This is a genomic window from Streptomyces echinatus, from assembly GCF_014203595.1.
GTDB lineage: Bacteria > Actinomycetota > Actinomycetes > Streptomycetales > Streptomycetaceae > Streptomyces > Streptomyces echinatus.
The window spans coordinates 241,272-261,560 of record NZ_JACHJK010000006.1; the positions used below are offsets into that span (position 1 = coordinate 241,272).

At 73.2% G+C, this 20,289-nt stretch carries 14 protein-coding genes and 1 pseudogene; 12 read left to right on the plus strand and 3 right to left on the minus strand.

Annotated features, from left to right (window positions below):
* Window positions 1-256 precede the first annotated feature (256 nt).
* Together FHS34_RS18675 and FHS34_RS18680 are read left to right on the plus strand one after the other, a co-directional pair.
* Window positions 257-430 carry a hypothetical protein gene (locus FHS34_RS18675; protein WP_184966741.1) on the plus strand — a complete coding sequence of 58 codons (174 nt, stop codon included), beginning with the start codon at window positions 257-259 and terminating at the stop codon, window positions 428-430.
* Window positions 431-486: 56 nt separating this feature from the next.
* Window positions 487-972, plus strand: a complete 486-nt coding sequence (locus FHS34_RS18680; protein WP_184966743.1) for a GNAT family N-acetyltransferase — start codon at window positions 487-489, stop codon at window positions 970-972.
* A 9-nt stretch (window positions 973-981) separates the two neighbouring features.
* Here FHS34_RS18680 and FHS34_RS18685 read toward each other — a convergent pair whose 3' ends face one another.
* Both FHS34_RS18685 and FHS34_RS18690 read right to left on the minus strand, forming a co-directional pair.
* Complete coding sequence (locus tag FHS34_RS18685) at window positions 982-2,334, minus strand: amidase (protein WP_184966745.1); 1,353 nt, start codon at window positions 2,332-2,334, stop codon at window positions 982-984.
* A 185-nt stretch (window positions 2,335-2,519) separates the two neighbouring features.
* The gene (locus tag FHS34_RS18690) at window positions 2,520-3,617 is read right to left on the minus strand and encodes a LacI family DNA-binding transcriptional regulator (protein WP_245002338.1); all 1,098 of its coding nucleotides are present in this window, start codon (window positions 3,615-3,617) and stop codon (window positions 2,520-2,522) included.
* 255 nt (window positions 3,618-3,872) lie between these two features.
* Here FHS34_RS18690 and FHS34_RS18695 point away from each other — a divergent pair, with 255 nt between their 5' ends.
* The 7 genes and pseudogenes from FHS34_RS18695 to FHS34_RS42625 all read left to right on the plus strand — a co-directional run.
* Window positions 3,873-5,159 (plus strand): ABC transporter substrate-binding protein, encoded by a 1,287-nt coding sequence (locus tag FHS34_RS18695; RefSeq protein WP_184967209.1) that lies wholly within the window; start codon window positions 3,873-3,875, stop codon window positions 5,157-5,159.
* A gap of 5 nt (window positions 5,160-5,164) precedes the next feature.
* Window positions 5,165-6,052 carry a carbohydrate ABC transporter permease gene (locus tag FHS34_RS18700; RefSeq protein WP_184966747.1) on the plus strand — a complete coding sequence of 296 codons (888 nt, stop codon included), beginning with the start codon at window positions 5,165-5,167 and terminating at the stop codon, window positions 6,050-6,052.
* Window positions 6,049-6,957, plus strand: a complete 909-nt coding sequence (locus FHS34_RS18705) for a carbohydrate ABC transporter permease (RefSeq protein ID WP_184966749.1) — start codon at window positions 6,049-6,051, stop codon at window positions 6,955-6,957. The genes FHS34_RS18700 and FHS34_RS18705 overlap by 4 nt, the downstream gene beginning before the upstream one ends.
* A gap of 38 nt (window positions 6,958-6,995) precedes the next feature.
* Complete coding sequence (locus tag FHS34_RS18710) at window positions 6,996-8,252, plus strand: glycoside hydrolase 5 family protein (RefSeq protein ID WP_184966750.1); 1,257 nt, start codon at window positions 6,996-6,998, stop codon at window positions 8,250-8,252.
* Complete coding sequence (locus FHS34_RS18715) at window positions 8,249-10,282, plus strand: endo-beta-N-acetylglucosaminidase (protein WP_184966752.1); 2,034 nt, start codon at window positions 8,249-8,251, stop codon at window positions 10,280-10,282. Before FHS34_RS18710 ends, FHS34_RS18715 begins: the two co-directional genes overlap by 4 nt.
* A 29-nt stretch (window positions 10,283-10,311) precedes the next feature.
* Complete coding sequence (locus tag FHS34_RS18720) at window positions 10,312-13,332, plus strand: alpha-mannosidase (RefSeq protein ID WP_184966754.1); 3,021 nt, start codon at window positions 10,312-10,314, stop codon at window positions 13,330-13,332.
* 364 nt (window positions 13,333-13,696) lie between these two features.
* Window positions 13,697-14,167 (plus strand): annotated as a pseudogene (locus FHS34_RS42625) (terpene synthase family protein); the annotation flags it as partial.
* A 203-nt stretch (window positions 14,168-14,370) separates the two neighbouring features.
* Here FHS34_RS42625 and FHS34_RS18730 read toward each other — a convergent pair.
* On the minus strand, window positions 14,371-15,804 hold the full coding sequence (locus FHS34_RS18730; protein WP_184966758.1) for a lipase maturation factor family protein: 1,434 nt from the start codon (window positions 15,802-15,804) through the stop codon (window positions 14,371-14,373).
* A gap of 127 nt (window positions 15,805-15,931) precedes the next feature.
* Between FHS34_RS18730 and FHS34_RS18735 the strand changes: the two genes are divergently transcribed.
* The 3 genes from FHS34_RS18735 (at window position 15,932) to FHS34_RS18745 (ending at window position 20,266) form a co-directional block, all read left to right on the plus strand.
* On the plus strand, window positions 15,932-17,164 hold the full coding sequence (locus tag FHS34_RS18735) for a DUF6777 domain-containing protein (protein WP_184966760.1): 1,233 nt from the start codon (window positions 15,932-15,934) through the stop codon (window positions 17,162-17,164).
* A gap of 95 nt (window positions 17,165-17,259) precedes the next feature.
* Window positions 17,260-19,344: a SpoIIE family protein phosphatase gene (locus FHS34_RS18740; RefSeq protein ID WP_184966762.1), complete on the plus strand. Its 2,085-nt coding sequence runs from the start codon at window positions 17,260-17,262 to the stop codon at window positions 19,342-19,344.
* A gap of 58 nt (window positions 19,345-19,402) precedes the next feature.
* The gene (locus FHS34_RS18745) at window positions 19,403-20,266 is read left to right on the plus strand and encodes an Fpg/Nei family DNA glycosylase (protein WP_184966764.1); all 864 of its coding nucleotides are present in this window, start codon (window positions 19,403-19,405) and stop codon (window positions 20,264-20,266) included.
* The last annotated feature ends 23 nt before the right edge of the window (window positions 20,267-20,289 follow it).

Genomic DNA, 20,289 nt, shown 5'->3' on the forward strand with positions numbered 1-20,289 from the left:
CCCCTTATTTGCATTCCCTATCGAGCGGATGCCCGCTCATTTGGTTAATCTGGATCGGACGGACAGCAGTACGGGATCCCACCCACACCCACCGTCCGTCCTGGGACGAGCCGGTTGACAACGGCCCGCTCCGGCAGAGGTACCGGCGCCACCGCGTCCGAACTGGCCTTCCATCCAGACCCGAGCGGGCGTCCAGCGCCGTAGCGCAGACCGTCCGGTATGCCCCGAGGGTGACCCGACACATAAGGAGTGCGCGGTGACACCGGAGAAGACGAATCGCGATCAGCGCCCCAAGGAACGCACGGAGCGCGTGGGCCGCCGGCCCGGAGAACTCGGCAGCCTCGACGTGTGGGCCCGGTCCGCCCCGATCCGCCTCGCGGGGTACGAGGACGACCTGGCCGAGCCGCACATCCTGCCGAGCGTGGACTGAGCCCGGCGCGTTCCCGTCGCGATCGCCGCACGCATGGGCGTGACAGACTCGCGCCCATGCTGATCAGACGAGCCGCGGCCGACGACTGGCCGCGCATCTGGCCCTTCTGGCACCGGATCGTCGCCGCCGCCGAGACCTACGCCTGGGACCCGGAGACCACCGAGGAGGCGGCCCGCGAGCTGTGGATGAACCCGGCCAAACGGGTCTACATCGCCGAGGACGAGAACGGCGGCGTGGTCGGCTCGGCCTACCTCACCCCCAACTACGGCGGACCCGCCGCCCACGTGGCCAACGCCGGCTTCATGGTCGACCCCGACCGCACCGGCCGCGGCATCGGCCGCGCCCTCGCCGAACACGTCGTGGCCGAGGCCCGCGCGCACGGCTACCGGGCGATGGTCTTCAACGCCGTGGTCGAGACGAACCCCGCCGTCGGCCTCTGGACATCCCTCGGCTTCACGATCCTCGGCACGGTCCCCGAGGCGTTCGAGCACCCGCGCCACGGCCGGGTCGGGTTGCACATCATGTACCGGGCGCTGGACTGACGCCGTCCCTCACCACCGGGCGGACTCCGGTGCCGTCCGCTGCCAGGGGTTCAGCTCCTCCAGCTGCTCCGCCAGGTCCAGCAGGACGGACTCCGTGCCCGGCCGGCCCACGAGCTGTACGGCGCAGGGTGCGCCCGAGGGCAGGGTGCCGGCCGGTACGGACATCGCCGGCCAGCCGGTCAGGTTCCACGGCGGAGTGAAGGGTGAGTAGGCGGAGTTGGCGACGAGGTTGCGCAGCCAGCCGCGTTCGTGCCACGGGCCGGCCCCCGGGGAGCGGCGGGCCAGAGCCGGGGTGAGCAGCACGTCGTACTCGGTGAAGAACGGGGTCAGCCGGGCGCGCAGCCGGTCCCGGGCGGCGCCGGTGCGCACCGTGCGGTCGAAGCGGCGGCCCAGGGCCGCGTGCACCCGGGTACGCCTGGCCAGCCGCGCCCGGTCCAGGCCCGCGGCGTCCCGCGCCGTCCCGGCCGTCCAGTGCTGGAGCGCGGTCACGCCGAGGGAGAGCGGGTACGGCGGCTCGGCGCGCCGCACCCGGTGCCCGGCCCGGGCCAGCGCCCCCGCAGCCTGCCGCGCCGCGGCCGTGTACGGCCGGCTCACGCTCACCCCGGCGACCGGACTGCGCAGCGCGACGGCGATCTTCCGGGGACCGCGATCGTCCGCGCGGGCGAACTCCGCGCCGGCGAGGACCCGCAGCATCAGCCGGGCGTCCTCGACGGTCGTGGCCAGCGGGCCGTTCTCCGCCATGCCGAACCAGTCGCCGTTGCCTATCCCCGCCGGCACCACCGCGTGTCCGGGCTTCAGTGTGACCAGCCCGCAGTTCGCGGCGGGGATGCGCAGCGAGCCCATCCCGTCGTTGCCGAGCGCCAGCGGCACCAGCCCCGCGGCCACCGCCGCCGCGCTGCCGCCGGAGGAGCCGCCCGCCGTCCGGGCGGGGTCCCAGGGGTTGCGGGCGATGCCGTACGGGCCCTCCGTCGTGCCGAAGACACACAGCTCGGGCACGTTCGTCAGACCGACGACCACCGCACCGGCCGCGCGCAGCCGGGCCACCGTCACATGGTCGTCGGCGGCCGGGACGTCCGGGGTGGCGGCGGAGCCGTTGCGGCACGACTCACCGCGCACCGCCAGGTTGTCCTTGACGGCCACCGGTACGCCCGCGAGCGGCAGTTCGGTCAGATCGTCCCGGGAGGCCACCTCGTCGGCCTCGGCGAGTGCCGCCTCCGCCCGGACCTTGCGGAACGCCCCGATCCGGCCGTCGAGCCGCTCGATCCGCGCGAGATGTCCGGCCACCACCTCCCGGGGCGTGACCCGCTTCTCGCGGACGGCGGCGGCGATCTCGGCGGCACTCCGGCCGGCCCAGCTGCTCACGGGCGCTCCTCGGGTAGTCGTCGGCTCCGCGCCCGTCGGCTCGCCGGCCACTCGCCGGTATGAATCAAGCGCGTAGGGAGAACTGTGCCCGGCCGGACCGGGTACGTCGAGAGGCCGTTCGCCCTCGCCCGCCGGTCGTCCGTTCGGCGCGTCGGGTACCGCCCGCCGGTCGCCCGGCCGCCGCGTCAGGCACCGCCCGCCGTATCCCGATCCCGGTCTCCCGTTCCCATGCCCGTGCCCGTCCCCGGTGCCGGGTTCCGGGCGGACGGTTCGGCGCGGCCGGCGGCCGCCGCCGTGCTGCCCCGCACCGTCAGGCGCGGCATCGGCACCCGCACCGCTCGCGCCGGGCCTCCGTCCAGCAGGGCCGTCAACTCCCGTGCCGCCGTCCGCCCGAACTCCGCGCTGTCCCGGGACAACGCGGACAGCCAGGGCTTGACCATGCGGCACAGGGCCGAGTCCTCCCAGGAGACGACGGAGACGTCCGCCGGCACGGAGCGGCCGAGTTCGGCCGCCGCCGCGACCCCGGCCACCGCCATCACATCGTTGTCGTAGATCAACGCGGTCGGGGGAGCGGCGCGGCTCAGGACGCGGCGGGTGACGGCGGCGCCCTCGGCGTCCGAGTAGTCGGTGGTCACCGAACGGACCTCGGTCAGGCCCCGCCGCTCGGCCTCGGCCTCCAGGGTCCGCACCCGGCGCTGGGTGTGCGCGAGGTCGGGCAGGCCGGCGATGTGCACGATCCGCCGGTGGCCGAGAGCGGTCAGCTCGTCCACGACCGACGCCATCGCGCCCGCGTCGTCCGCCCAGACCGTGGACAGCCCGGGGTGACGCTCGTCCGGTGCGCCGCCGATCACCACGGCGGGCAGCCCGAGTTCGTCCAGGAGCTGCGGGCGCGGGTCGGCGGCGCGCGGATCGACGACCAGCACACCGTCCACCCGGTGCTCGGCCCACCAGCGCCGGTACACCGCGCACTCGTCGGCCACATCCTCCACCACCTGGAACAGCAGCCCCAGATGGCGCTCGGCGAGCACCTCCTGGATGCCGGAGACGAGCTGGAGGAAGAAGGAGTCGACGCCCAGCGTGTCCGCCGGGCGGGCCAGCACGAAGCCGACCGTTGCCGCGCCCTCCCCGGACAGAGCGCGGGCCGCCGTGCTGGGCCGCCAGCCCAGCTGCTCGGCGACCCGGCGCACCCGGGCCCGGGTGACCTCGGACACGCCGGGACGGTCGTTGAGCGCGAAGGACACCGCGCTCTCGGACACTCCGGCGCGCCGGGCGATGTCCTTCATCGTGGGCCGTCGGGCGGGGGACCGTCTGGTCGGCACGTTTCTCCCCCTTCCGGGAAGATGCTCGCTAATGCGCTTGAGTGTCAAGACCCTAAAGCGCATTAGCAGTTGACGGCAAGTTCTCGGCCAAAGTCGCCTGACCTGCACTAATTAAGGCCGGATTTCTTTAGCTCGAACGAATGCATTGACTTTCTCCGAACGCGCTGGGCAAGGTCTTCGGCGCCACCGACAGCCCGACCCAGCAAGGGAGCCGTGTCCGTGCCCATGTCCCGCAGAGCCCTCGCCGCCGCCGTCGTCGCCCTCGTCCTGCCGCTGAGCGCCTGCGGCTCGGGCGGTGACGACGGCGGCACGACCGACGCCTCCGGCAAGGTGGAGGGCGACATCACCTTCCAGACCTGGAACCTGCGCGCCAACTTCAAGTCCTACTTCGAGGACCTGATCGCCGGCTTCGAGCACAAGTACCCCGGCACGCACGTGAAGTGGGTGGACCAGCCCGCCGAGGGCTACGCCGACAAGCTCGGCGCGGACGCCGCCGGCGGCACCCTGCCCGACGTCGTCAACGTCTCCCCGGACCTGGTCGCCCCGCTCGCCAGGGCCGGCCTCGTCCTCGACCTCGACAAGGCCGCCGCCAAGTACCGCCCCGAATACCTGGACGCCGCCTGGTCCAGTCACCGGGTGCCGGGCATGAACGGCACGTACGCCTTCCCCTGGTACCTGAACACCGGCCCGCTCTTCTACAACAAGGCCCTGTTCACCAAGGCCGGCCTCGACCCCGACCAGCCGCCGAGGACGTACGACGAACTCTTCACCGACGCCCTGCGGATGGCGGAGAAGAGCGACGGCAAGGTCGCCACCCTCGCCAACGTGCCCACCATCGAGGACTTCGGCCGCTACGGCGTCCCGCTCATGAACGAGCAGGGCACCGGCTTCGCCTTCAACGACCCCAAGGGAGTCGAACTCCTCACCAAGTACAAGGCGCTGTACGACGCCAAGGCGCTCGATCCGCAGGCGCTGACCGCCACCGGGGAGTCCTCCGGCAAGAAGTTCCTCACCGGCGCCGTCGCCATGAACCCCGGCAGCGCCCTGGACCTCGGCAACTTCAAGAAGAACGCGCCCGGCCTCTACCGGAACATCGGCATCACCGACCAGATCACCAGCACCGGGCACGTCAACATGTACGTGATGGGCGTGATGGTCAACTCCCGCACCAGGCACACCCCGGCCGCGGTCGCCTTCGCGCACTTCGTCACCGACGCGCGGAACCAGATGTCCTTCGCCAAGAAGGTCGCCATCTTCCCGAGCACCGCCGGCTCCCTGGACGACCCGTACTTCACCAAGGAGGACGGCACCGACGAGACCCGGGTGCGGATCGCCGCCGCGAAGTCGCTGAAGAACGCCGTCAACTACACGCCCGTGCTGTTCAGCGAGCAGATGAAGACCGCACTGCGCAACGAGGTCGCCAAGGCGCTCCAGGGCAAGGAGAGCCCCCAGGAAGCCCTCGACAACGCTGTCAAGGCCGCCGACCGGCTGCTCCAGCAGGGCTGACCGCCATGGCCGCACCCCTGCGCATCAAGCGCCAGCTCCCCTTCGGGCCGTGGCTGTTCGCCGCACCCGGACTCCTCGTCACCGGCGCCTTCGTGCTCTACCCCTTCGGCTCCACCCTGGCGAACTCCTTCACCGACCGCCGCACCCTGGTCCCCGGCCACTTCGTGGGCCTCGCCAACTTCCGCGAGCTGCTCCACGACGAGATGTTCTGGACCGGACTGCGCAACAGCGTCCTGTACATCCTGGGCGTCGTCCCGGCGCTGGTCGTACTGCCGCTGCTGCTCGCCCTGCTGGTGCGGAAGAACATCCCCGGGATCACCTTCTTCCGCTCCGTCTTCTACACCCCGGTCGTCGCCTCCATCGTCGTGGTCGGCCTGATCTGGGTGTGGCTGCTGGACGAGCGCGGCCTGGTCAACTCGCTGCTGGAGAGCGTGGGGATCGGCCGGATCGGGTTCCTCAGCGACCAGTGGCTGCTGCTGCTCAGCGCCATGGCGGTCACGGTGTGGAAGGGCCTCGGCTACTACATGATCATCTATATGGCGGCGCTCGCGAACGTGCCGCGCGAACTGCACGAGGCCGCGGCCGTGGACGGCGCCGGACCGGTGCGCCGCTTCCTGTCGGTCACCGTGCCCGCCGTACGGTCCACGATGGTGCTGGTCGCCGCGCTCTCCTCGGTCGCCGCCTTCAAGGTGTTCTCCGAGGTGTACCTGATGGCGGGCCCGAGCGGCGGCCCGGCCGGCGAGGACACCACCCTCGTCATGCTCGTGCAGCGCACCGGCACCGGCCTGACCGGCCGGGTCGGCTACGCCTGTGCCCTCTCCGTCGTCGTCTTCGCCGTCACCGTGGTCCTGATGCTGCTGGTGCTGCGCGCCGACCGCAGGGAGGAGTCGTGAGCGTCCTGGAGAAGGTGCGGCCCGGGCGGCCGGCCACCGCCGTCGCCCGGGAGCCGCGCGTCACCGACGAGCACGGCCGCCGCGTCCGGGCCGGCGAACTGGTCTGGCGGTATCTGCTGCTGCTCGCCGTCCTCGCCCTGACCGTCGGCCCGTTCCTCTGGCAGCTGTCCACCTCCCTCAAGGGACCCACCGAGGACATCTACGGCTCACCGCCCAGGTTCCTGCCCGGCCACCCCACCCTGCACAACTACGCCCGGGTCGCCGACACCATCCCGGTCTGGGACTACGCCCTGAACTCCCTGAAGGTCGCCGCCGCCAACGTCGTCACCAACTGCGCCGGTTCGGCCCTCGCCGGGTACGCCCTGGCCCGGCTGCGCTACCGCGGCCGGCGTGTCACCACGCTCGTCTTCGTGCTGGCCATGCTCGTCCCCGTCGAGGGCATCGTCATCGCCCAGTTCACCACCATGCGCGAACTGGGCCTGAACAACACCCTGATCGGAGTGGTCCTGCCCGGCGCGATCGGCGCCATGAACGTGCTGCTGATGCGCAACGCCTTCCGCAACCTGCCCTACGAGATCGAGGAGGCGGCCTACGTCGACGGCGCCAACGTCTGGCAGCGGTTCCTGCGCGTCGCCCTGCCCTCGGTCAAGGGCACCCTGGCCGTCGTCGCGATCTTCGCCTTCATGGGCGCCTGGGACGACTTCCTGTGGCCGCTGATCGTGCTCAGCGATCCGTCGAAGTTCACCCTGACCATCGGCCTCAACTATCTGCACGGCACCTTCGCCAACGACGAACGCCTCGTCGCCGCGGGCACCGTGATCGCCGTGGCCCCGCTCATCGCCCTGTTCGCCTGCCTCCAGCGGTACTTCTTCCGCGGGGTCGGCGAGGGAGCCGTCAAGGGCTGACCGACGTCAACCGCTTCCCGAGGACAGCAAGGACATCCATGCCTCCTGCCGTGCGCTTCGGCGTCAACTACACGCCCAGCGAGAGGTGGTTCCACCACTGGCTCGACTTCGACCTCGACTCCGTGCGTGCCGACCTCGACTCGATCGCCGCGCTCGGCCTCGACCACATCCGGGTCTTCCCGCTGTGGCCGTACTTCCAGCCCAACCGCACCCTGATCCGGCCCCGTGCCGTCGACCAGCTCGTGGCCCTCGCCGACGCGGCCGCCGAACGCGGCCTGGACGTCAACGTGGACGGCCTGCAGGGCCACCTGAGCAGCTTCGACTTCCTTCCCGCCTGGACCCGCACCTGGCACCGCCGCAACCTCTTCACCGACCCGGACGTGACCGACGGACAGGCCGCCTACCTGCGCACTCTCGCCGCCGCCCTGGCCGACCGGCCGGGTTTCATCGGCATGACCGTCGGCAACGAGGTCAACCAGTTCGCCGCCGGACCCCACCCCGACCCCGACCGCGTCACGGCCGCGGAGGCGGGGCGCTGGCTCACCCGGATGCTCACCGCCTGCGCCGAGGGCGCCCCCGGCCGGCTCCACCTGCACGCCTCCTACGACGCCGCCTGGTACCAGGACGACCAGCCCTTCACCCCCGCCCACTCCGCCCGGCTCGGCGCCGTCACCGCCGTGCACTCCTGGGTGTTCAACGGCACCGCCCAGCGCCACGGCCGCACCTCCGTGCCCACCGAACACCACGCCGCCTACCTGGTCGAGCTGAGCAAGGCCTGGGCCGACGACCCGCACCGGCCGGTGTGGCTCCAGGAGGTCGGCGCCCCCGCGCCCCTGGTACCCGCCGAGCACGCCGCCGCCTTCGCCGAGGCCACGATCACGAACGTCCTGGACTGCCCGGACCTGTGGGGCGTCACCTGGTGGTGCTCCCACGACGTCTCGCGCACCCTCGGCGACTTCCCCGCACTCGAGTACTCCCTCGGCCTGCTGACCGACGAGCGCCGGCCCAAGAGAATCGCCCGCGTGCTGGCCGAGGCGGCCCGTCGCACCCACCCCGCCCCGGCGGTACGCGGCACGGCCCTCGCCGTGCCCGCCGACCCGGCCCACCGCTCCCGCTGCGCGCCCGGCGGCGACGTCTTCGAGGCGTTCTTCCGGCTCGTCGCCGACGGGGCCCGCCCGACCACCGTGCTCGACACGCGCGCCGACGACAAGGACCACCTCGCCGCGCGCGGCATCACCGACGTCGTCACTCCCGGCCAGGTACTCCCCACCCCCCAAGGAGGCACCCGCTCGTGAACCCCACCAGACGCACCGTCCTGATCGCCGCCACCGCCACGGCCGGGGCCGCCCTGGCCCCCTCGCCGCTCGCGACGGCCGCCCCGCGGGCCGCCGCCGCGACCCCGCCCCACGCCTCGTACTGGTACCCGGACACGCTGCCCGCCGGCGCCCCCGGCCCGGGCATCACCTGGCGCAGCCTGAAGAGCTGGCGCGCGGCCGACGACCCCGACCTCGACTGCAACGCCGCCTCCGTGCCGCTCGCCGCCCGGTTCACCCCGACCCCGGCGAACGCCACCGCCCGCTCCGGACAGGCCCGAATCCAGGCGCTGGTCTCGTTCGGGCCGACGTCGGGCAACCCCTCCCAGGGCTCGGCCACCGCCGACCACTACGCCCTCACCCACTGGGCCTACCTCGACGAGCTGGTGTTCTGGGGAGGCTCGGCCGGCGAGGGCCTGATCCTCGCGCCGAACGCGCCCGTCGTGGACGCGGCCCACCGGCACGGCGTCCCCGTCCTCGGGAACGTCTTCCTGCCCCCGGCGGCCTACGGAGGGCAGCTCCAGTGGACCCGGGACCTGGTGCAGAGGGACGCCGCCGGGCACTACCCGCTGGCCGCGCAACTCGTCGCCGTGGCGGCCGCGTACGGCTTCGACGGCTGGTTCCTGAACGCAGAGACGGGCGGCGGGAACACCGCGCTCGGCACGGCCGTGCTGGGCTTCGTCCAGGAGCTGAGGGCGCTCGCGGCGGCCCGGGGGCAGCGGGTGACCTGGTACGACGCGATGACCGTGAACGGCACGGTGAGCTGGCAGGGCGCCCTGAACAGCCAGAACCAGGCCTTCTTCCGGGCGGCCGACGACATGTTCGTGGACTTCCGGTGGAGTGCGGGCACGCTCGCCTCGTCCGGCACGAAGGCGGACGGGCTGGGGCGCAGCCGGTACCAGCTGTGGGCCGGCGTCGACGTCGAGTCGAACGGTTCCGGCACGTATGTGGACTGGGACGCCATCGTGCCGGCCGGCAAGCCGCACATCACCTCCGTCGGCCTCTACCGGCCCGAGTGGACCCGCAACCACCTGCCCGCCGACCAGCGGGCTCCCGAGTACTTCCACGCGGCCGACGACCGGTTCTGGACCGGGCGGTCACTCGATCCGGCGCGGCCCGACGCGAGCGATCCCTGGCGGGCGCCGGCGGTGTCCGTGGCGGACCGGTCGACGGTGACCTCGGTGCCGTTCGCGAGCGTCTTCAACACGGGACACGGACTGCGGTGGTACGAGGAGGGGGCCGTCACCTCGGACGCGCCCTGGAACCACCTCGGGCTCCAGGACCGGCTGCCGTCGCGGCGGTGGGTGGTCCGGACGGCGGGGAAGCGGCCGACGGTCACCTTCGACTTCGCGGACGCCTGGCGGGGCGGGAGCAGTGTGCTGGTGGCGGGTGAACCGGATCAGCCCGTGGTGGTGGATCTGTACCAGACCCGCCTGCCGATCGGTGTGAACACGGTTGTCGAGCTGACGTACCGGAGCGAGTCTGGGGAGGTGAACGTCGAGTCGGCGGTGGCGACGGCCGAACCGAGTACGGCGGGGGAGACGCCGCCGTACAGGTATCTGGCTGTGAACTCGGTCAACGCTGTGAAGACCGTCAACGGCTGGCAGACCGTGACGGTCCCGCTCACCGGCCTGTCCGGCACCGTGCACGCCCTCGGCGTCCGGCTCACCGCCACCGAGGGCCCGGTGCGCTGGCGGCTGGGCGGCCTCGCGGTCCGCGCCGACGGCACCCCGCCCGCGCCCGCCGCCCCCTCCGGCGCCCGCGTCACCGCGGCGAACGGCGGCGACCTCCGCCTCGCCTGGAACCCCGCCCCCGGCACCGTCCGCCACCACACCCTCCACCGCCTCCTCCCCGACGGCACCCGCCGCTTCCTCGGCGCCACCGCCCAGCGCGCCTACTTCCTCTCCGGGCTGCGGCCCGAACAGGGCGAGAAGGCCGCACGGTTCGAAGTACGCGCCGTGGGGGAGCTCTACAACGCCTCGACCCCCGTGACCGTCACCCACCCCTGGTAATCACCCGGAATCCACAGGGAGCACCCCGCATGCATGACGACCGCACGCTGGTGGAAGCCCGCCTCAGGCGCGTCCTCGACGAACGTGTCCGCCCCGCCGTGTACCCCGAGTCGGTGCCGCTCCGGGTCGCGGTGTGGCACGCGCCCGGCGAACCCGTACCGGTCGCGGAGGGACTCGCCGCCGTGACCGAGCCGATCGAGGTGGGCGCCCGGTGGGGTGCTCCCTGGGGCACCAGCTGGTTCCGGGTGACCGGAACCGTGCCCGAGGCATGGGCCGGGAAGACCGTCGAGGCCCTCCTGGACCTCGGCTTCGACGAGAACATGCCGGGCTTCCAGTGCGAGGGCCTGGTCTACCGGCCCGACGGCACGCCGGTGAAGGGCCTCAACCCGCGCAACCAGTGGGTGCGCGTCGGCGCGCCCGTCACGGGCGGCGAGGAGGTGCGCCTGCACATCGAGGCCGCCTCCAACCCGGTCATCCTCGACTACCACCCCTTCCGCCCCACCTCGCTCGGCGACAGGGACACCGCCGGGCAGGAGCCGCAGTACACGCTCACCCGCATGGACCTCGCCGTCTTCGACGAGACCGTGTGGCAGCTGGTGCTGGACCTGGAGGTGCTCGGCGAGCTGATGGCCGAGCTGCCCGTGGACTCCGCCCGACGGCACGACATCCTGCGCGCCGTCGAGCGGGCCCTGGACGCCGTCGACCTCCAGGACGTGAACGGCACCGCGGGCCGGGCCCGGGAGCGGCTCACCGGCGTGCTGTCGGCCCCCGCCGTGCCGTCCGCGCACCGGATCAGCGCCGTCGGGCACGCGCACATCGACTCGGCGTGGCTGTGGCCGCTGCGCGAGACCGTGCGCAAGGTGGCCCGTACGACGTCCAACATGACCGCGCTGATCGAGGACGAGCCGGAGTTCGTGTTCGCCATGTCCCAGGCGCAGCAGTGGGCCTGGGTGAAGGAGCACCGGCCCGAGGTGTGGGCGCGGGTGAAGAAGGCCGTGGCGGACGGGCGGTTCGTGCCGGCCGGCGGAATGTGGGTGGAGTCGGACACCAACATGCCCGGCTCGGAGGCGATGGCCCGCCAGTTCGTGCACGGGAAGCGGTTCTTCCTCGACGAGTTCGGCATCGAGAACGAGGAGGCGTGGCTGCCGGACACCTTCGGGTTCGCCGCGGGCCTCCCGCAGATCATCAAGGCGGCCGGCTCCAAGTGGCTGCTGACGCAGAAGATCTCCTGGTCCCAGACGAACAGGTTCCCGCACCACACCTTCCACTGGGAGGGCATCGACGGCACCCGGATCTTCACGCACTTCCCGCCCGTCGACACCTACAACTGCTCCATGAAGGGCAGCGAGATCGCCCACGCGGTCCGCAACTTCAGGGACAAGGGCAGGGCCCGGCACTCGCTCGCGCCCACCGGCTGGGGCGACGGGGGCGGCGGCACGACCCGGGAGATGGTGGCCAAGGCCGCCCGGCTGCGCGACCTGGAGGGCTCGGCCACCGTCACCTGGGACACCCCGCGGGCGTTCTTCGAGAAGGCCGAGGCCGAATACCCCGCACCGCCGGTCTGGGTGGGCGAGCTGTACCTCGAACTGCACCGTGCCACCCTCACCAGCCAGGCGAAGACCAAGCAGGGCAACCGGCGCAGCGAACACCTGCTGCGCGAGGCCGAACTGTGGGCGGCCACCGCGGCCGTCCGCGCCGGATTTGCCTACCCCTGCGCGGAGTTGGACCGGATCTGGAAGACGGTGCTGCTGCACCAGTTCCACGACATCCTGCCCGGCTCGTCCATCGCCTGGGTGCACCGGGAGGCCCGGGCGACGTACGAGCGCCTGGCCGCCGAGCTGACCCGCATCATCGAGGGCGCCCAGCGGGCTCTCGCGGGCGAGGGCACCACACCGCTGGTGTTCAACGCGGCCCCGCACCCTTGCCACGGTGTCCCGGCGGGCGGTGCCGGCACCCCGGCCGCGGCCGGCCGCACCACGCTCGGGGCCCGTGAGGACGGCGGGTTCACCCTGGACAACGGCCTGCTGCGGATCACCGTCGACGCCCGGGGCCTGGTCGTGTCCGCCTACGACCCGGCCGCCGACCGCGAGACCGTCGCCCCCGGCGAGGCCGCGAACCTCCTCCAGCTCCACCCGGACTTCCCGAACATGTGGGACGCCTGGGACGTCGACTCGTTCTACCGCAACACCGTCACCGACCTCACCGGCGCCGAGTCGGTCACGGCCGGCGAGGACGGCGCGTCGGTGCGGATCGTCCGTTCCTTCGGTGACTCCCGGGTCACCCAGCTGCTGTCGTTGCCGCCCGGGGAGCGGCGGCTGCTCATCGACACCGAGGTCGACTGGCACGAGACGGAGAAGTTCCTGAAGCTGGCCTTCCCGCTCGACCTGCACGCCGAACGGTACGCGTCCGAGACCCAGTTCGGGCACGTGCACCGCCCCACGCACACCAACACCTCTTGGGAGGCGGCCAAGTTCGAGGCGTGCAACCACCGGTTCGTGCACCTGGAGGAGCCCGGCTGGGGTGTGGCCGTCGTCAACGACTCGACGTACGGCCACGATGTGACCCGCACGGTGCGGGACGCCGGTGACCGCGGTACGACCACGACGGTCCGGGTGTCGCTGCTGCGCGCGCCGCGCTTCCCCGACCCGGAGACCGACCAGGGCGTCCACCGCTTCCGGCACGCCCTGGTCCCCGGCGCGTCGGTGGGCGACGCGGTCCGCGAGGGCTGGCGGATCAACCTGCCGGAACGGTCCGCGACCGGAGCGCACGAGGTCGCCCCGCTGGTCACGGTGGACGACGACGCGGTGGTGGTGACGGCGGTGAAGCTCGCCGACGACGGCAGCGGGGACGTGGTCGTCCGCTTCCACGAGGCCCACGGCGGCCGGGCCCGGGCCACCCTGACGGCCGGGTTCGAGGTCGCGGACGTCACGGTGACGGACCTGCTGGAGCGGCCGGTCACCGGGGAGCAGCCGCCCGCGCGCGAAGGCGAACGGATCACCCTGCGTCTGCGGCCGTTCGAGCTCATGACACTCCGGCTCCGCAGGCCCTGACCCGGCCCCGCCGCCCGGCTTCCGGACGAACGACCGGCCACTCGGGTCCCCCGAGCGACTACGTGCACGTGGCCTCCGGCGGCAACGGCTGCTTGTCGCCAAAGCGCCGCCGGGCCGCCTGAGCCAGCGGCACGCCGGGAAGACTCCCCTCGCGCAGTCGCGGCCGCCCGGCGGTGCCCGGGCGGCCGCGGGAGAGGCGGGGGTCATGCCGCAGGACACCGTGTTCGAGCTTCCCTTCGCACCGGACGTCAGCCCGGACGCGGACGGCGCCCGGCGGCGCAGTCCCGACTGGTGCCGCGGCCTCGGCCTGGTGACCCACCCCGTCGACCAGCAGCGCTTCCTGCGCTGGGACATCGCCGGGCTGATGGCGGCATGGCTCCCCCGGGCCACGGGGGACCGGCTGGATCCGGCGGTGGACGCGGTCGTCGTGGCCACCTTCCTGGACGATCAGTTCGACGGCCCCCTGGCCGACCAGCCGCTCCGGGTCGCGGCGGCCTGCCGGGCCTTCACCGACGTGATCGCCTCGGCCGGCGCCGTGCCGGCCGGCGCGGGACCGCTGACCGCCGCGTTCGCGCAGGTGTGGATCCGGCTGGCCCACCGGGCCTCGCCCGCCTGGCTGGAGAGCGCCGGGCAGCACTGGCGGTGGTACGTGAACGCCTATGTCGAGGAGGCCGGCAACCGTGCCCACCGGCACACCCCGAGCCGGGTCGAGCACTTCGCGCTGCGCCGCAGGTCCGGCTTCGTGTACGCCATGCTGGATCTGAGCCAGAAGGCGTACGGCTTCGAACTCCCGCCCCGTCTCGGCAGGGACCCCACGGTGCGCCGCATGCCCGACATCACCGCCGACGTGGAGGACACCCTGGTGCGCGGAGTTCGTCACCCTGGAACACGCCCTCACGGACCGCGTGCCCCCGTCCGACAGCACGGTCGTCGCGCTGCTCACCGACTGCATGCGCAGCGCGATGAGCGGCTACCTGCGCTGGAGCCGGGTCTGTCTGCGCTACTCGCACCTGGTGCCCCCGGGCGAGCCCGCTCTCGTCACCGATCTCCTGACGTCCCGCTGACCGCGCCCGCCAGCCGTGTCGGCGGCAGATACTCCCGCACGTACGTCCGTTCCCAGCACGCCCCCGTCTCGCGCAGCTCCCGCCAGCTGGTGTACCGGTACCGGAACAGCCGGGCCCGGACGAAGCGGGGCGGCGTGTCCGGCGGGAAGGGCGAGCGGCGCAGCAGCCGCAGGGTGTCCCGGTCGTTCTCCAGCAGCCGTTCCACCAGGCCGCCGAACCACTCCCCGGCGTAGCCGGGCGACAGCGCCGCGAACCACATCAGCCAGTCCAGGCGCAGGTGGTAGGGAGCGAACTGGCGCGGCCAGTGCCGGGGATCGCCGGGCTTGCCCCGGAAGGCGTACTCCCGCCACTCCGAGTCCTCGCGCGGGGCGGCGTCCAGCGTGCCCTCGACCACCACCTCGTAGCGCACCTGGCTGACGCTGCCGAACGCGCCGTAGGTGTTCACCAGGTGCAGCGGGTCGAAGGAGCGGTTCATCACCTGGCGGCGGGAGATCATGTTCACCACCGGGTGGTAGCTCAGGAAGACCAGCAGCGCGGCCACCGCGAGCACCAGCACCTCGTACCACAGCGGCGCGGGCGGCACCGGCGGCGCCGTCGTGGGCAGCCGGAGCGCGGACAGGGCCAGCACGATGGTGATCCAGTTCAGCCAGGAGAAGTTGCCGGAGAGCACCAGCCACAGCTGGGTGACGATCATCAGGGCGGCGGCGGCCGAGGCGATCGGCTGCGGGGTGAACAGCAGGACCGGCACGACCAGCTGGGTGACGTGGTTGGCGGCCACCTCCGCCCGGTGCAGCGGCTTCGGCAGGTGGTGGAAGAACCAGCTCAGCGGGCCCGGCATCGGCTGGGTCTCGTGGTGGTAGTACAGGCAGGTCAGCTTCCGCCAGCAGGCGTCGCCGCGCAGCTTGATCAGCCCGGCGCCGAACTCGACCCGGAACAGGATCCAGCGCAGCAGGAACAGCACGACGACCGGCGGCGCCACCTCGTCGTTGCCGAGGAACGCGCCCAGGAAGCCGGTCTCCAGCAGCAGCGACTCCCAGCCGAACGCGTACCACGTCTGGCCCACGTTGACGATCGACAGGTACAGCGCCCACGGCACCAGCCACAGCAGGATCCCGGCCCACAGCGGCAGCGCGGAGTCCGCCCCGGCCAGCAGGGCCGCCGACACCCCGCAGCCCGCCCAGGCGCAGGCCGCGAAGAAACGGTCGGAGTAGTGCAGCTGGAACAGGCTCGGGGCGCGCCGGAACCGCACCCGGGCCGTGAAGCGGGGGACGGGCAGCATCCCGCGCTCGCCCAGCAGGGCCCGGAACTGGAGCGCCGCCGTCAGGAAGGCGACCAGGTACACGGCGGCCAGGGCCCGCTGGAAGACCAGCCGGCTCAGCCAGTCGCCGGGTGAGGTGAACCAGTCCACGGCTGTGCACGCCCTCCTGTGCGGCTCCACCGGCGCCGCTGTCGTCACGGCGTTCCCCGAGTTGCCAGCCGATCCGGTGCGATGCCAACAATAGGGCGTAATCACCCAAAGTGATGTGGAGTGTGCGGTGCGGATACCCACCGGAACCATCGTCTGCGTGCTGGCGGTGCTCTTCGCCGCCGGCTGCGCGGGCTCCGGCGTCAAGCAGACCCGGCTGGGCGAGATGGTCCTCCTGCAGGCCGCCACCGACCGGGGCCCGGAGCCGTTCACCGCCTCCACGGCCATCTCCTCCACGGCCACCGCCGCCCCCCGTTCCGCGTCCCCCCGCAGCACCGTCCCGGTCTCGGCCGCCGAGCTGGCGGCGCCCCTGCGCGCGACCCGCACCCTGTCCGGCGGGACACCCGGCCTGTACCGGGGCAGCCCGCACGTCGCCGGCTGCGACGCCGAGCGGCACATCGGCTATCTCGCGGCGGACGAGGCCAGGGCCGACGCCTTCGCCCGCGCGGCCGGCGTCACCCGTTCGGCGCTCCCGCGCTATCTGCGGGGCCTGACCCCGGTCGTACTGGGCACCGACACGCGCGTCACCAACCACTCCTACCGCGACCGCCGGGCGCAGGGCTACCAGGCCGTGCTGCAGGCCGGCACGGCCGTCCTCGTCGACGACCGGGGTGTGCCCCGGGTGCGCTGCGCCTGCGGGAACCCGCTCGGTCCGCCCGCGCCGACCCGCGGCGGGGCCGGTGCCCGCGGTACCCCCTGGGCCGGTTACCGGCCGAACAAGGTGATCGTGGTGGCTCCGGCGCCGCGGGCCGTCAAGAGCATCACGATCGTCGACAGCGAGACCCGTACCTGGACCGAGCGCCGGGTCGGACAGGACGTCAGCCGGGACCACGTCGTGCCCCCGCCCGTGCGGGACGTCAGCCCGTCCCCGCCCACCACGGCGGCCACCCCGTCACCGGCCGACGGGCGGCCCAGCCCGCGCGACAGCCGCCCGGCCACCGCCCCGGCCGGCACCGGACCGTCCCCGGCCGGCACCGCGGCACCGGACGGCCGTACCGACGCCCCGTCCGGCGCGGCCGGCCTCGCGGACGGGAACCCCGTGGCGCCGACGCAAGAGCCACGCGCCCCCGCTCCCTCGCCGGCCCGGTCCAGTCCCTCCCCGCCCCGGCCCAGGCCGTCCCCGGCCGCGTCCAGCCCCTCACCGTCCCGGCCCAGCCCGTCCCCGGACCCGTCCGACCGGATCGCCCCGCTCACCATGCCGGAGACCGCGGACCTCCCCGACGGAGCCGGTCCGGTCCCGGGCCTCCCCGACGGCGCCGGTGCGGCCCCGGACGGTGTGACCGCCTCCCGGACCGGCGGCTGAGCGTGCGCCGGGGGCCGCGCGGAACGCCGGGCGGGCCGGCGCCGGTGCCCGCCGACCAGGTCGAAGAATCCACCCGATACTGGCAAGGTGGCCCCATGGCCGATCGGGGCGCGAGTGCCCTGTCACTCCCGGAGGACTGGCCCGCACACCCGGACCCGATCCTCGCGCTCAACCGCATGGGCAGCTTCGACTGGGACCTGGACGCCGGTCTGATGGACATGGACGCCCAGGCCTTCGAGGTGTTCGATCTGCTGCCCGAGGAGTACGACGGGCACCCGGAATCCCTGACCGTACGCGTCCCGCCGCCGGAGGCCGCCCGGCTCGACGCGGCGGTCGCCCGGGCGATCAAGGACGGCAGCGAGAACTACGGCGCGTACTTCCGCATCCGCCGCCGCGACGGCACCCTGCGCTGGACCCACACCCAGGGCTACATCCGGCGCGACGAGTCGGGCCGCCCGAGCCGGGTCGTCGGCATCGTCCGCGACGCCACCGAGGAACTCGCCGACAGCGCGGCCCGCAGCCTCCGGGCCGCCCAGGACGAGGCGTTCCGCCAGCAGACCGGCGTCGTGCAGGTCATCTCCGCGGCCCTCGCGCACGCCCGCAGCGTCCAGGACGTCATCGACGTCCTCAAGGACACCCACGGCATCCGTCATCTGGGCGCGGCCAGCCTGGTGATGGGCCTGGTGGAGGCGGGCCGGATCCGGCTGGTGGCCGAGGGCCCCGTGGGCAGCTTCGTCCCCGGCACCCGGATCACCCGGATCGACGAGCCGTACCCCATGAGCGAGGTCGTCCGCACGCTCAGCCCCCGGTTCATCGAATCCGCGGAGGAGTTCGAGGCGGACTACCCGATCCTCTGGCCGCACATCACCGACCTGCGGATCACCGCGGCCGCCTATCTGCCGCTGATCGCCCAGGCCCGCCCGATCGGCGCGATGGGCCTGCTCTACGACGACCGGCGCGGCTTCTCCGACGAGGAGCGCGCCGTCCTGGTCGCGCTCGGCAGCAGCATCGGGCAGAGCCTCATGCGGGCCATGCTCTACGAACAGGAGAAGGACCTCGCCCAGGGCCTCCAGCAGGCCATGCTGCCGCGCACCATCCCCAGCGTCCGCGGCGCCGACATCGCGGTCCGCTACCGCTCGGCCGCCCTGGGCCGGGACATCGGCGGCGACTGGTACGACCTGATCCCGCTGCCCGGCGGCACCGCCTCCGGGGGAGGCCGGGTCGGCGCGGTCATCGGGGACGTCCAGGGCCACGACACGCACGCGGCGGCCGTCATGGGCCAGCTGCGGATCGTGCTGCGCGCCTACGCCGCCGAGGGCCACCCGCCGGCCACCGTGATGGCCCGCGCCTCCGTCTTCCTCCATGAACTCGACACCGACCGGTTCGCCACCTGCCTGTACGCGGAGGCCGACCTGTCCACCGGGGTCGTCCAGGTGGTGCGCGCCGGGCACATCGACCCGCTGATCCGGCGCGGCGACGGCAGCTGTGACCGGATCCCCGTCCAGGGCGGGCTGCCGCTCGGCCTGTCCGCCGAGTTCGGCCGGCTGGAGTACCCGGTGACCACCCTCGAACTCGACCCCGGCCACACCCTGCTGCTGTGCACCGACGGGCTGGTCGAGCTGCCCGGCACCGATCTGGACGACGGCATGAGCGGCCTCGCCGCGCTCATCCGCGAGGGGCCGGACGAGGTGCGCGACCTCGCCGACCGGCTGATCCAGGTGGCCGAGGAGCGGGGCGGTGACGACGACGTGGCCCTGCTCCTGCTGCGCCGCCGCACCCGGCAGACCACGCGTCCCGGCGGCCGGCTCCAGCAGCATGTGGCGCCCGGCGACCCGGAGGCCCTCACCCAGGCCCGGCACATGATCCGCGCCGCGGTCCGCGCCTGGGGGGCCGGTGGTCAGGCCGACGAGATCGAGCTGGTCGCCGACGAGCTGGTCACCAACGCCCTGCTGCACACCGAGGGCTCCGCGATCGTCACCCTGCGGGCCCTGGACGGCACCGGCCACCGGCTGCGCATCGAGGTCGAGGACTGCTCCAGCGCCCTGCCGCGGCGCCGCGACGCCGGCGAGAACGGCGTCTCCGGCCGCGGTCTGCTCCTGGTGGACCGGCTCGCCGACAGCTGGGGCGTGGAGGCGCGGGGCGGCGGCAAGGCGGTCTGGTGCGAGTTCCGGCTGCCGTAGGGCACCGGTGCGGGCGCGACACCGGGGCGTTGCCGGTACCGGGTGGCACCCTGGAGCCATGCCGGAACTGCCCGAGGTACAAGCGCTGACGGACTTCCTCACCGAGCACCTGGTCGGACTGCGGGTGGTGCGGGTCCTGCCGGTGGCCGTCAGCGTCCTGAAGACCTACGACCCGCCGGTCACCGCCGTCGAGGGCGCCGAGGTGACGGCCGTGCGCCGGCACGGCAAGTTCCTGGACATCGAGACGGACGGCGGACTGCACCTGGTGACCCACCTGGCCCGCGCGGGCTGGCTGCAGTGGAAGGACCGGCTGCCGGACGGCCCGCCGAAGCCCGGCAAGGGCCCGCTCGCGCTGCGGGTGGCGCTGGAGACCGGGGAGGGCTTCGACCTGACCGAGGCGGGCACCCAGAAACGCCTGGCCGTGTACGTCGTCCGCGACCCGGCGGAGGTGCCGGGCGTCGCCCGGCTCGGCCCCGACCCGCTCGCCGGGGACTTCGACGAGGACCGCCTGGCCGCCCTGCTGAAGGCCGAGCGGCGGCAGCTGAAGGGTGCCCTGCGCGACCAGTCGCTGATCGCGGGCGTCGGCAACGCCTACAGCGACGAGATCCTGCACGCCGCGAAGATGTCCCCCTTCAAACTCGCCGCGTCGCTCACCCCGGAGGAGACCCACCGCCTGTACGAGGCGCTGCGCGGCACGCTCACCGAGGCGGTCGAGCGGTCCCGGGGAGTGGCGGCCGGCCGGCTGAAGGCGGAGAAGAAGAGCGGTCTGCGGGTCCACGGCCGCACCGGCGAACCCTGCCCGGTGTGCGGCGACACCATCCGGGAGGTCTCCTTCGCCGACTCCTCGCTGCAGTACTGCCCGACCTGCCAGACGGGCGGCAAGCCGCTGGCCGACCGGCGTCTGTCCCGGCTGCTGAAGTGAGTCCGGGCACCTCAAGTCCGGGC